The organism is Proteus sp. LHD240705, from assembly GCF_047921555.1.
Taxonomy (GTDB): Bacteria; Pseudomonadota; Gammaproteobacteria; order Enterobacterales; family Enterobacteriaceae; genus Proteus.
This window is the reverse complement of the sequence record NZ_JBLRMI010000003.1, coordinates 514,797-528,047: the sequence shown is the minus strand read 5'-3', so window position 1 is coordinate 528,047 and position 13,251 is coordinate 514,797. Positions and strand designations below refer to the sequence as shown.

At 37.9% G+C, this 13,251-nt stretch carries 15 protein-coding genes; all 15 read right to left on the bottom strand.

Going from position 1 to position 13,251, the window contains the following annotated elements; all coding sequences use genetic code 11:
• Positions 1 to 39: 39 nt before the first annotated feature.
• Entirely contained in the window at positions 40 to 540 is a 501-nt protein-coding gene (gene umoD / locus ACNART_RS08730; protein ID WP_109372894.1) for a flagellar biogenesis regulator UmoD, read from the bottom strand.
• Positions 541 to 1,389: 849 nt separating this feature from the next.
• Positions 1,390 to 2,697: an NAD(P)/FAD-dependent oxidoreductase gene (locus ACNART_RS08725; protein ID WP_109372893.1), complete on the bottom strand. Its 1,308-nt coding sequence runs from the start codon at positions 2,695 to 2,697 to the stop codon at positions 1,390 to 1,392.
• A 451-nt stretch (positions 2,698 to 3,148) separates the two neighbouring features.
• A complete protein-coding gene (gene ycfP / locus ACNART_RS08720; RefSeq protein WP_109372892.1) occupies positions 3,149 to 3,688 on the bottom strand; it encodes an alpha/beta hydrolase YcfP in 540 nt (179 codons plus the stop codon).
• Positions 3,685 to 4,704, bottom strand: coding sequence for a beta-N-acetylhexosaminidase (gene nagZ, locus ACNART_RS08715; protein WP_109372891.1), 1,020 nt, complete (start codon positions 4,702 to 4,704; stop codon positions 3,685 to 3,687). The genes ycfP and nagZ overlap by 4 nt, the downstream gene beginning before the upstream one ends.
• A gap of 38 nt (positions 4,705 to 4,742) precedes the next feature.
• Positions 4,743 to 5,627, bottom strand: coding sequence for a phosphotransferase (locus ACNART_RS08710; protein WP_368926946.1), 885 nt, complete (start codon positions 5,625 to 5,627; stop codon positions 4,743 to 4,745).
• Positions 5,620 to 6,201 carry a penicillin-binding protein activator LpoB gene (locus ACNART_RS08705; RefSeq protein WP_109372889.1) on the bottom strand — a complete coding sequence of 194 codons (582 nt, stop codon included), beginning with the start codon at positions 6,199 to 6,201 and terminating at the stop codon, positions 5,620 to 5,622. Before ACNART_RS08705 ends, ACNART_RS08710 begins: the two co-directional genes overlap by 8 nt.
• A 17-nt stretch (positions 6,202 to 6,218) precedes the next feature.
• Positions 6,219 to 6,620: a YcfL family protein gene (locus ACNART_RS08700; protein WP_109372888.1), complete on the bottom strand. Its 402-nt coding sequence runs from the start codon at positions 6,618 to 6,620 to the stop codon at positions 6,219 to 6,221.
• Positions 6,621 to 6,659: 39 nt separating this feature from the next.
• Positions 6,660 to 7,010, bottom strand: a complete 351-nt coding sequence (gene hinT, locus ACNART_RS08695) for a purine nucleoside phosphoramidase (RefSeq protein ID WP_036913377.1) — start codon at positions 7,008 to 7,010, stop codon at positions 6,660 to 6,662.
• Positions 7,011 to 7,052: 42 nt separating this feature from the next.
• Positions 7,053 to 7,838, bottom strand: a complete 786-nt coding sequence (locus ACNART_RS08690) for a metal-dependent hydrolase (RefSeq protein ID WP_196533132.1) — start codon at positions 7,836 to 7,838, stop codon at positions 7,053 to 7,055.
• A 200-nt stretch (positions 7,839 to 8,038) separates the two neighbouring features.
• On the bottom strand, positions 8,039 to 9,022 hold the full coding sequence (gene holB, locus ACNART_RS08685; protein WP_368926948.1) for a DNA polymerase III subunit delta': 984 nt from the start codon (positions 9,020 to 9,022) through the stop codon (positions 8,039 to 8,041).
• Entirely contained in the window at positions 9,019 to 9,666 is a 648-nt protein-coding gene (tmk, locus tag ACNART_RS08680; protein WP_109372884.1) for a dTMP kinase, read from the bottom strand. Before tmk ends, holB begins: the two co-directional genes overlap by 4 nt.
• A 2-nt stretch (positions 9,667 to 9,668) precedes the next feature.
• Positions 9,669 to 10,691, bottom strand: coding sequence for an endolytic transglycosylase MltG (mltG, locus tag ACNART_RS08675; RefSeq protein ID WP_368926949.1), 1,023 nt, complete (start codon positions 10,689 to 10,691; stop codon positions 9,669 to 9,671).
• A 17-nt stretch (positions 10,692 to 10,708) separates the two neighbouring features.
• Positions 10,709 to 11,536: an aminodeoxychorismate lyase gene (gene pabC / locus ACNART_RS08670; RefSeq protein ID WP_368888047.1), complete on the bottom strand. Its 828-nt coding sequence runs from the start codon at positions 11,534 to 11,536 to the stop codon at positions 10,709 to 10,711.
• Between the two features lie 133 nt (positions 11,537 to 11,669).
• On the bottom strand, positions 11,670 to 12,911 hold the full coding sequence (gene fabF, locus ACNART_RS08665; protein ID WP_368926950.1) for a beta-ketoacyl-ACP synthase II: 1,242 nt from the start codon (positions 12,909 to 12,911) through the stop codon (positions 11,670 to 11,672).
• Between the two features lie 74 nt (positions 12,912 to 12,985).
• The gene (acpP, locus tag ACNART_RS08660; RefSeq protein WP_004247087.1) at positions 12,986 to 13,222 is read right to left on the bottom strand and encodes an acyl carrier protein; all 237 of its coding nucleotides are present in this window, start codon (positions 13,220 to 13,222) and stop codon (positions 12,986 to 12,988) included.
• Positions 13,223 to 13,251: the final 29 nt, after the last annotated feature.

The window sequence follows — 13,251 nt, the reverse complement described above, 5'->3', positions numbered from 1 at the left end:
GGTTTCACTCCTTCATTACGCCTTTTTTATTCTTTAGATTTAATCTTTACGGCAAGGTACTTTTTCATTCATAGAACAATAAGGTTCTTGTTCTAAAATCAGCCTACCATCAGAATCTAATGCGATAATTTCACCAGGTTTAAACGTGGTACGTACTTTGCCCGGTGTTCCATCGATAGTATAAAGCACATCATAACCAACAATTCTACGCTCTTGACGATAAATCGGGATGCACTCTTTAAATTGAGGATAAGGGAAATTAGCAATATTGCTGTTATTGAGTGCTTCAATCATATAAAACACTCGACACTCTTGCTCTGCGGGATGAAATCGTGACAATTTTTCTGGTGTAAAAGGTGTAGGTAAGCCAATTCGATGACAATACTCTTCTGTTACAAAAACAGTCGATTTAATAGGTGTAGCCGAAACGACATGAGCGTATTGAGGCTGGGGAAATACCCACCTCCATGCAATAAATGAAAGAATAGCTAATACAATGATTAGTCCTATTAGTGTGTACTTTCTGACATTAACACCCACTTTTACCCCTTTTTATTTGTTTTATCCTTAATTGCCACAGATACGTAATAAAAGCCACGGTTTCACTCTAACTGGCTAATATATTTACTATTCAATAAATGAATTCTCTAATCTGATAGCTTAATTCAACATCCATGCTGATTAACATAATAAGTAAACCACGTATTTATGACATGTTAAATACACCACTTATTTCTGTTTTAATTACTTAATTAAATACTAACTACATTCTTAGGACTTACACATTATATTAAGATAGATCTTAATTTATTAAGCTGAAAAAATAAAAATCGTCATGCTACTTATGATACATCATTATGATAACACTAAGTTAACAAATGTCGCCTAAAAATAGGCGATATTCCATATTTAACGCATATTATAAAATTTACTTTTAAGATTTGTAAAATTATTTTACCCATTTAAATACGAGTAAAAATAACAAGTTAAGCTTATTTCTAATAATTTTCACTTATTATCTTTCTAATACAAATCTACGAAACACCATAACATTTTATTTGATGAATTAATGAATTAAACATCATTTTTTATTTAAGAAAAGTCTTAAATAATTTAGCGTAATAAATAAAATAAATGTTATCTTTAATATTACAAGTTTAACCTTAATAATAAAATTATATTTATCATTACTCTATTGAGCTTTAGCGTTACCGATTATTTCTGATATAGGCAGACAAATCATCTAGTGCTTTATGCTATGTTTATTTATTTTATTTGGATATTCTCATTTAATTATTTAATTTAAAATAAAAAATAGATAAAAAACCCTCATAAAATATGAGGGTTTAAAAAAGTAACTTTTGTCTTATCTGTAAAGCAAAAGATAAATTAATGAAGTTTTAGTTTAGGTCTAATTACTCGGTTGATTGATCCGACTAACATCATAAGTCCAGTTTTGATATAACCATGCAACGCTATTTGATGCATTCGATATAAAGAGATATAAACAATCCGCGCTATGCGCCCTTCGATCATCATGTCCCCCTTCATCAAATTCCCCATCAAACTCCCCACGGTACTAAATTTAGAGAGTGAAACTAATGAGCCGTGATCGGTAAACACATAATCTTTTAGCGGTTTATCTTTTAACATTGCTAAAATATTGCTGTAACAACGACTTGCCATTTGATGTGCGGATTGTGCTCTTGGTGGAACAAAACCGCCTTCTTTTCTTGGACAAGAAGAACAGTCACCAATTGCAAAGATAGACTCATCTAAGGTTGTTTGTAAGGTAGGTTTAACGACCAACTGATTAATACGGTTAGTTTCTAGGCCAGCAATCTCTTTCATAAAATCAGGTGCTTTAATACCTGCTGCCCACACCATTAAGTCAGCATCAATATGCTCACCATCTTTGGTGTTTAATCCACCTTCATCTGCGCTTGTGACCATGGTTTTGGTCATCACTCGCACACCTAATTTGGTTAATTCCTGATGTGCAGCACTAGAAATACGCACTGGTAATGCAGGTAAGATACGCTCTCCAGCTTCAACCAAAGTAATATTTAATGCTGAAGGTGCTAATTTTTTTAATCCATAACTATTAAGCTGACGTACTGCATTATGCAATTCAGCTGAAAGTTCAACACCCGTTGCACCACCACCCACAATCGCAATATTTACCTTACGATTTTCTTCTTGTGCATTGGTATCTGCTGAGTATTTTAAAAATAAATTTAACATTTCGTTATGGAAACGATGTGCTTGTTGAGGACTGTCCAAGAAAATACAGTTCTCTTTAATACCTGGTGTGCCAAAATCGTTTGATTTACTGCCTAACGCCATCACTAAAATATCGTAGTCTAATGTACGTTCAGGTACGAGCAATTCTTGCTCTTCATTATAAATAGCAGCCAATGTGATATTTTTTTGCTCACGATCAAGCCCTGTTAATGAGCCTAATTGGAAATTAAAATGATGGTTATAGCCGTGTGCTAGATAACTTAAAGCATCAACACCATCATCTAAAGAGCCCGTTGCTACTTCATGTAAAAGGGGTTTCCATAGATGACTGTTGTTGCGATCCACTAAGGTGATCTCTGCTTTTTTGCTGCGTCCTAATTTATTGCCTAATTTGGTCGCCAGTTCTAAACCACCAGCGCCGCCACCGACAATAACAATTTTTTTTAATGACATTTAACGTCACTCCATAAAGATATTTACTGTTGTTATTTAAATAGCCTTAGTGAAATCTACTTAAATAATGACAGTTAAATCGTTTCTGCTGTTATTTTTGTTCTTAAGCAAGTTAATTGGAAAGATGGTCATACCAAAGTTGATTTATATCAAAAATATTTGAATATTCATATCTATTTTTTGAAGAAAATAGTTGTTTTTGCCTTTTAGTGACAAATAAATCACCATTTAAAACATAGGGATATTGGTTTTATCAATTAATACAATGAACTAGAAAAATAAGCATAAAAGGATTGTTAAAATCAGTCGTGATCATTGAGGTGATAAAAATAAGGGGTCGGAAAAATGTTGAAAAGAGATAGATAGAGAGGACGGTATGAACGTTTTAGCTACGTTAGATAAAAAAATGGATGGAACAAACACCATCCATTTTAAACATATGACTTTAGTCTTACTCTTTACGATTAAATGCTTTAATTTTAAATAGATGCTCAGAGAGGCTCTTAAATTTATGCGTTTGCACTTCATCCCAAATTACGGAGTAATAAGGTGATAATTCATCAGCAGAACGCTGATTATCTAAAACCTCATCATTACGAGATAAAATCACTAAAGCGTTATCTTTGTTTTTAGAACGAAAATCTTTAATACATTTCGTTGAGATATCTAAATATTCTTCAGGTCTGTCGATTTTGTCTGTCATGTTTTCGTAAGGAAAAAGATTAGGATTAATCATTACCTGACGAATATTACATAAGAAACCAATACGCTCTGCCCAATATCCACCTAATCCTACGCCGCAAATTAATACTGGCTCTTTCGTGGATTTAATCACTTTATCCGTTTCTTTCAGTAAGTGTTGCATGTCATGACGAGGATGCAACGTACTGTAGCTTAAAAAGCGGACATCAGGATCAATAAACTGTAGCTGTAAAACTTTCTCATGATTTCCAGGACTTGTGGAATCAAAACCATGTAAATATATAATCATGCTCGCTCCTGCCATTGCTCCTGTAATTGGGTCAGCAACTGATTCGCTTTTTTCCAACGATCAGAGGTTTGTAGCTCACTCAATGTGTAACGACCTCGGTGATGGTACAATGTGGAAATGCGTTCTGCTTTGACAGAGGACAGGTTATCTAACACACTCACCGCCCCTTTTCGGTTATTACACACTAAAAGCATATCACAGCCAGCATCTAGCGAACGTTGTGCTCTTTCTGCGTAACTTCCCATAATAGCTGCCCCCTCCATCGATAAATCATCAGAGAAAATAACGCCTTGGAAGCCTAATTGTTCACGTAAGATGGATTTCAGCCAGTACGATGAGCCACTTGCCGGACGCTCATCAATCTGAGAATAAATGACATGAGCTGGCATAATGGCATCTAATAACTGGCGTTGAATAAAATCTTTAAAAATGGACATATCATGTTGGCGAATATCATCTAAAGAGCGATCATCACGAGGCGTTTCTTTATGAGAATCAGCCCTTACAGCACCATGTCCAGGGAAGTGTTTTCCTGTTGATTTCATGCCCGCAGAGCGCATACCTTTGATAAAGCTCTCAGCCATTGTCATAGCAATTTCTGGTGAATCATGGAAAGAACGCTCGCCAATGGCGATACAGTTATGACCTAGGTCGAGCACAGGTGCAAAACTGATATCAATATCCATGGCAATCATTTCTGATGCCATTAACCATCCCGCTTCTTGTGCTAAATGACTCGCTTGATAACCTTCATTTAGTGCCGCATAAGATTGAGCCGCAGGCAATCGTGTAAAACCATCACGGAAGCGCTGTACACGTCCCCCTTCTTGGTCTACTGCAATCACAAGGCGCTCATGAGATGCATCACGAATTTGGCGAACTAATTCATTTAATTGTTCAGCATCGTGGAAGTTGCGGGTAAAAAGGATTAATCCACCGACAAGAGGATGCTTTAAAATTTCACGCTCTTCACTATCGAGTTCATATCCTTCAACATCAAGCATTACCGGACCCATAACATTCCTCTCTTTGTAATTGTGACAAGATAATGTCTTTAATTCGTCAGACTGAAATAGCGACGTAAAGGTTCAGACATTATTAAAAATGATCCATCTTTTGTTTGTTGCCAACGGACTTCATACCACATTAGCATCATATAAAAAATGAATGGCTCTCTTGATAGAATACGCTTTCTCAATTCCTTCACAGAATAAACATCCGTCTCTTTGGATTGAGCATAATGACAATGATACGAATAATAATAATCCAAAAACGTATTTTGTTGCGCTTCATTGAGTTGGTTTGTTGCAAAGAACGTCATCAATGAATCCGCTGTATCAATATCGGCCGCATATTCCCAATCAATAAATTTTATACCCGAATCACTAAGAAGAATATTCTCAACATGTAAATCCATGTGAGCAGGCGCGTATTTTATGAAATTGCATCGCGGTTGGCGTAAAAAATGTTGTTGTAAGCGTAACCATTTAGCAGATAAGCGTTTTCTATCAATACTCTGCCAATAAATTAATAATTCATGATTTAGGTTAAGAGGAAAACCTAACGGTGTGTGTTGATGAAGTATGGCTATTTTTTCAGCCAACGGTTTTAAATAAGTACTAAAAAGTGATTGGTGAGTAAGATGTTCGCCCTGTAACCAATAAAGAAAAAACCACTTTTTATAACGTGTGGCAACTTTAGGTGATAAATTAGATCCTGATAGCTGTTTTAAAATAGCGTATTCTTTTCTTCCATGTACATAAAGCGCTTTTTTTTCATCGCCATAATAGCGAGCAACCCAGTCAATATCTGCACATTGCACACGAAAAGCACCACCGCCAGCGCCTTCTAATGCTGTGATTTTCCATTTGCTTAATGCCGTTGCAGGGAAAAGCGCTTGCAAGGCATTAAGCAAACTTGAGTAATGCAGATCACTCAACCTTATGGCGCCCGTTCCAAAGAATTTCACCAGAAGAAACCGACATTAACTGCATACTAATCACACGGTTATCTTTTTTACCATCAACGGTTGAGAATAAAATATAATCAGCTTTCAAATAGCGGGCCAAGCCAATCGCTGCACTACGAAGACCTAGGCTATCTTCACCAGATAAACCAAGGGCTTTTCGTGCTGACATCATTTGCGTGTAAGGCACGGTTTGTAACGCACTAATACTATTAACTGATTCGATAATCGTATTGGTTGCATTTACCGCTTGGATGTTTCCACCCGAATTATTTTTAACATTATCAACAACGATAAGCTTACCTGCCTCTAAATCACCAGTAACCGCCATTTCTCTAATTAAAGGAGTGACAGCAGCATTCCAATTAATACTCGTGATTTTAGGTGGCGTTGGCACAACTTCAATTGGTGGCTCTATCGGTTTAGGTGGCTCTACTGGCTCTGTAGGTGTCACAGGCTCCACAGGTACAGGCGGTTGTTGTGGCAACATAGATGGACAACCCGCTAATAAAAATACAGACATCGCCACAAATAGAACTCTTTTCATGCTCGTGTTACCTTATCCTAAGTAAAGAGATAAACTCTGACATAACTAATGGTTTTATCTGGTATATCACCACTAATTTCGGCATCACCATCACCAAGAATAGTCACATCATTTACATTCCCAGCAGGAGAAACTTCAAGTCCTTGTTCGTTATACCAATAAAAACGATAGCGAATAGAAACAGGGTAAGATTGTGTATTTGATAACATGACTGTCGCTTTTGTGCCATTAGCATGGTGTTCAATGGTTGGCTGACCAGCAACAACGCCTACAACTAATACCGAAGGCTCCATAATAATAGCCTGCTGACGATTGAAATAGAGTTTATTATCTGAATGAGATGATAAACATCCTGAAAGCAATGTCGTCATAAATACAGCGATAAGTAATGAACAAATGGCCTTACCTTGTCTTATCATGTATTACTTCCTGTTATCCTGCTGTTAGCATCACATCCATTACTGGCTTAATAATGGCCCTAATGGTTTTCCGCCAAGCAAATGCATATGAATATGGAAAACTTCTTGTCCACCATGTTTATTACAGTTCATCACTAAGCGGTAACCGTCTTCAGCAATGCCTTCTTGTTGTGCAATTTTTGCCGCAACTACAAAAAGGTGTCCTAATACTTGCTCATCTTCCGCAGTAACATCATTTACAGTAGGAATAAGTTTATTAGGAATAATTAAAATATGAGTGGGTGCTTGAGGTGAAATATCACGAAATGCAGTCACTGTATCATCTTGAAAAACGATATTGGCTGGGATTTCACCACGAATAATTTTACTGAAAATTGTTTCTTCTGCCATTTCCATCACCTTATTATTTATTTTAATTCCTGATTAATTCTATTAAGCAGGTAAGTTTTGAATATGAAAGAGCTTAGCAAAATTGCGTGTTGTTTGTTGCGCTAACTCTTCAACACTGACGCCTTTTAAGACAGCCATATATTCTGCAACATCACGGACATAAGCTGGTTGGTTTTCTTTTCCGCGATGAGGAACTGGCGCTAAATAAGGGGAGTCTGTTTCAACTAAAATTCTATCAAGAGGAACAATGCGAGCAGCTTCTCTAATTTGTTCAGCATTTCTAAATGTTACGATGCCAGAAAAAGAAATATACATTCCAAGATCAAGTAATGCTGTTGCAGTTTCTTTATCTTCAGTAAAGCAATGCAGAACACCGCCACAATCTTGAACTTTCTCTTCTTTTAAAATGGATAAAGTATCTTCTCGAGCACTGCGTGTATGCACAATAACGGGTTTATTAACTTGGCGTCCAATACGAATATGCTCACGGAAAATTTCACGCTGTAAAGCCGCATTTTCTTGTTGGTAATAGTAATCTAGCCCTGTTTCACCTAAAGCCACAACATCAGGGGCAGCGGCTAAACGTGCTAATTCTTCAATATCATGACCTTCATCTAAATTTAAAGGATGGATCCCACAAGAAAAGGCGATATTGTCACGTTTACCGATTAGCTCACGCATACTCTTAAAGCCCGGTAATGTGGTTGCCACTGCTAACATATATTGAACATCACGCTGCTGTGCTTTTTCGACAACATCATCAATATTTTCATGTAATTTTTCATAATCTAAGCAGTCGAGATGGCAGTGTGAATCAACTAAAAACATAACTTACTCTCATTTATCTGGTACGACTTATATACTCGTCATCCTTCAAGTTGCAGGGGTGTTGGCTACGCTCAGCTACCCGAATCACACACATGAGTATGCTCATCGGGATATCTTTGCTTGCCCCCTACCTACAACTCGAATGATTTAGAATATAGGTGTTTTTTATTACAGCTAAATCATAATTAATATATAGCTAATTAATTTTTTGTGGCTAGCTGATTTTCCCAATCTAGCAGTTGCTCTGCCAGTAATAATTCTTTATTTAAGGCTGGAATAGTCATTAACTGATAGCGACACTGTTTCCATCCATCAATAGTGGATAATAAAATATCCGAAGGCCATTGTGATAACGCCATAATCAATGCTTGCTGGTCTTGATTCACGCAATACACCTGTGCATTGGTTTGGTATTTTAATGCATCAAGCAGTAGTGATAATAGCCAATACAAGCGGTGTTCTGCATTATCTTGATTTAATTGTGGTAAAAATGCATATAAATCACGTTGTTGGATGCTTGCATATAAAGCTTGGCAAAAAGCCTCTCTTTCTTTCCACTCATCTTTCAATAATGAAAGCGCTAAAACGGGGGCATTCTGAGATAAATTTAATGCTGTCACACTATTTGCATAAGGTATGTTTGGTAATTGTTGCTGTAACCAGTGCGTTGCGTGTTGGATATCTGGCGTTGCCAAATGGTAATAAAAACAACGGCTACGCAATGTCGCTAATAAAACCTCTGGTTGCTGACAATTCAGTAAAAAATAGGTGTTTTTAGGCGGCTCTTCTAACGTTTTAAGCAATGCATTGGCTGCCGCTTCAGTTAATGCTTCAACGTCTTTTATCCAAACAACTCTAAAACCACTTTGCTGAGCATGATGCTCCAGCTTTTCAGTCACTTTTCTTACTGCTTCAATACCAATCGAGGACTTACCCTTTTCACTCTGCAAAACATGCCAATCAGGATGTGTTTCAGCAAGCATCAATCGACAGCTATGGCATTCATTACAACTTTTTAATCCCTGTTTATTCTGGCACATTAACCAACGACTTAACCCATAAGAGAGTGCTTCTCCTCCCATGCCTTCTATCGCATGTAAAAGCAAAGCATGATGACCTCGCCCTTCTTGATACATGCTAATAAGTTGTCGATATGCCTGATTTAGCCAAGGATACCAATTCATAGTGATTTATTTTCCTGCTGAACTAGCCACGTTGTTAATGTTTGACGGATATCTGCTTGTACTTTTTCAATAGCTTGAGATGCATCTATTGTGATAATAGAGTCATCACCTTTGGCTAAGGCCTGATAACGTTCACGAGTACGATAAAAGAAATCCATTGATTCTTTTTCAATTCGGTCTAATTCGCCTCTAGCACGCGCTCTGGCAAGACCAATAGCCGGATCTAAATCAAGATATAAGGTTAAATCAGGGCGAAAATCACCAAGAACCGTATTACGAAGTGACAACATAAGATCTTTATCTAAGCCGCGTCCACCACCTTGATAAGCTTGTGAAGAGAGATCGTGTCTATCCCCAATCACCCATTTACCTTCTGCAAGCGCAGGTTTTATCACGTTCTCAACAAGCTGAACACGCGCTGCATATAGCATTAAAAGCTCTGCTTTATCTGTCACTTTTTCGCCATCAATACCTTGCTTGATGAGTTCACGTAGTTTTTCAGCAAGCGGTGTGCCACCCGGTTCACGGGTAAAAGCCAGATTGGTGATACCTTGTTCTTTTAATGTATCAATAACCGTTTGAATTGCACTGGTTTTTCCAGCGCCTTCTAATCCTTCAATTACAATAAATTTGCTGTTGTTCATAATTATCTTTGTTGTAAGCGTCGGTATTGCGCGACGGCCTTATTGTGTTCATTGAGTGTGGTTGAAAATTTATGACCACCCGTTCCATCCGCAACAAAATAGAGATAACGTGTATCCGCTGGATGTGCAGCAGCTCTAATTGAAGCAACACCAGGCATTGCTATTGGTGTTGGTGGTAAGCCATCAATTTGATACGTGTTATAAGGTGTATAGCCATTTAAATCACTACGGTAAATCGTGCCTCTATATTTATCACCTAAACCATAGATGACTGTTGGATCAGTCTGTAATCGCATATTAGTTTTTAATCGATTGACAAAAACAGACGCAACCTTTGTTCTTTCAGCATCAATACCCGTCTCTTTTTCAATAATTGATGCCATGATAAGCATTTCATAAGCCGATTTATACGGTAAGTCACTATCGCGTTTAATCCACTCTTCTTCTAATGTTTTTTCCATTTGTTGGTAGGCACGCTTTAAAATTGCGACATCAGTCGTACCTGCGGTGTAATGGTATGTATCTGGCGCGAACCAACCTTCTAGATTAGTAATTTCAGGTTTTATTCCTATTTCTTGGCGTAATTTATCAGCGTCCAGAGTATGTGCAACGGTTGTTAGTTGAGGCGCTTGATCAAAAATAGATTGCCAATCTTTTAAACGGCTTCCTTCAATAAAACGGATTGTAAACTGCGCCTCTTTACCACTTTTGATAAGCAGTAAAACATCACGTAACGTCATACCCTTTGTTAAGCGATAAGTCCCCGCTTTAAATTGGCTTAGCTCTGGCTTTGCTTTTAGCAAAATTTGGAAATAATCTCCTTCATTAAGCAGATTATTTTTTATTAGCAGTTGCTCCATGGCAACACGCCCCGTTCCTGCTGGAACAGTAAGTAACATTTCATCTTGTTTTACAATAATATTTTCTTCTAAGCCTCGAATATGCTGCATCACATACAACGCCATTGCACCAAGGCTAATTAATAAGGCAAAAAAAACTATCCATACTATTTTTTTTATCTTCATTTATAACTCATTAAATTCTATTTAAGTGACAAACTGTGTTGTAAAACAACATGATAATAATCCCTACTAGGATATTGATAGCACTTATCATCTGAAAAAGTGATTTGTGAAACGGGGATCACTGGCATCAACGCATTTGTTAACCATATTTCATCAGCTTGATAAAGTGTTTCAGGTTTTTCTCTCACAATATCAATTTCCCAATGATTTTTTTGAGCTAATTGAAAAATGGATTGACGCATAATGCCATTTACCCCTGAATTAGTCAGATTTGGTGTAAAAAGCCTATTTCCTTTGCGCCAAAAAAGATTTGCTGCATTAGCTTCAACTAAATATCCTTCATTATCACACACTAAAACATCATCAAATTCTGTTTTTTCTAAATGATATTTGATAAGGACTTGTTCTAAGCGATTGAGATGTTTTATCCCTGCCAACAAAGGATTTTGCCCTAAGGTAACAGGACTTATACCAAGCGATACACCTTCACTTTGCTGGTGGAGATAATGGGTAGGATAAGATGATAGTGATATTATTACTGTCGGCGTTATAAATCCATTGGAGGAATATCCTCGTCCACCATAGCCACGACTAATGATAACCTTAATAACACCTTTCGTTTGAGTGTCTGAGGCAATATCTATAATGTGCCTTTCTAAGTCAGACCAATTTGGATGTGGTAGAAAAAGCGCATCACAACCTTGTTTTAAGCGATTGATGTGGGCAGGTAACAAAATAGGATTGCCATACTCAACGGCAAGCGTAGTAAAACAACCATCACCAAACTGTATTGCGCGGTCGCTTGCATCGACATTTTGTTGCTGTTGTCCATTTACCCAATACATCTAACACACCCTACATCTATGTTATTGATATCAATCTGTACATGATAAAACAACTGGCAGTAAAAGGACAAAATAAAAGACCCAGAATAATCCTGGGCCTTTAGGTATTTTTCAGTTTTCTACAAAAAACGGGTTATACGCGCTTAAAGAGAATTGAACCGTTGGTACCACCAAAGCCGAATGAGTTACACAGAGCATATTCCATGTTCTCAACTTTACGTGCTTTATGTGGAACGAAATCAAGATGGCAGTTTTCGTCTTGATTATCTAGGTTTATTGTTGGAGGTACAATTTGGTCACGTAACGAAAGGATTGTAAAGATAGACTCAATTGCACCCGCAGCACCTAATAAGTGACCTGTCATAGATTTTGTTGAGCTAACTAATACATCAGTGCCTTTGCCAAATACGTTTGCCACTGCTTGTGCTTCAGCAACATCGCCTGCATTTGTTGATGTACCGTGTGCGTTGATATAACCCACTTCTGATGAGGCAATACCCGCATCTTTCAGTGCATTTGTCATAGCCAGCGCACCGCCTTCGCCATTTTCTGCCGGTGAAGTCATGTGATAAGCATCACTGCTCATACCAAAACCAACCACTTCAGCATAAATTTTAGCGCCACGGTTTTTAGCGTGTTCGTACTCTTCAAGAACAAGAACACCCGCACCATCACCTAATACAAAACCATCACGATCTTTATCCCATGGGCGACTAGCCGCTTGAGGATTATCGTTACGTGTTGATAATGCACGAACAGCACCAAAGCCACCCAAACCTAATGGTGTGGTTGCTTTTTCGGCACCACCTGCCAGCATTGCATCTGCATCACCATAAGCGATAATACGAGCAGCATGTCCAATATTATGAACACCTGAAGTACACGCTGTTGCAATAGAGATTGTAGGGCCACGAAGACCATACATAATGCTTAAATGCCCTGCAACCATGTTAATGATGGTTGAAGGTACAAAGAATGGGCTAATTTTACGAGGACCACCATTCATCATAGATGTATGGTTTTCTTCGATAAGGCCTAAGCCACCAATACCAGAACCAATAGCAGCTCCGATACGACTTGCATTGGCTTCTGTTACTTCAAGACCTGAATCCGCAATGGCCTGCACACCTGCTGCAATACCATATTGAATGAAAAGATCCATCTTACGCGCGTCTTTACGCGAAAGATTATAATCTTCGTGATTGAAATCTTTTACCAATCCAGCGAATTTAGTCGCATGATGACTGGTGTCAAAATCTTCGATAAGGCCGATACCACTCTGTCCGGCACACACTGCTTCCCAAGAAGCTTCTGCGTTATTACCGACAGGAGATAACATGCCTAGTCCGGTCACAACTACACGACGCTTAGACACGCTTATCCTCCAAGGAGGGAAAAAGTTTAGGATTAAAAATATAGGCGGTCGAGTGACCGCCTAGATTAGCAAGCTTATTTACCTGCGTTTTCAACGTAATCAATAGCAGCTTGAACTGTAGTAATTTTTTCTGCTTCTTCGTCTGGGATTTCGATATCGAATTCTTCTTCCAGAGCCATTACCAGCTCAACTGTGTCAAGAGAATCAGCGCCTAAGTCATCAACAAATGAAGCTGAATTTACAACTTCTTCCTCTTTAACACCCAGTTGTTCAACAATGATTTTCTTAACGCGTTCGTCGATAGTGCTCATACTATTAAATTTCCTATCAAAACTCGCTT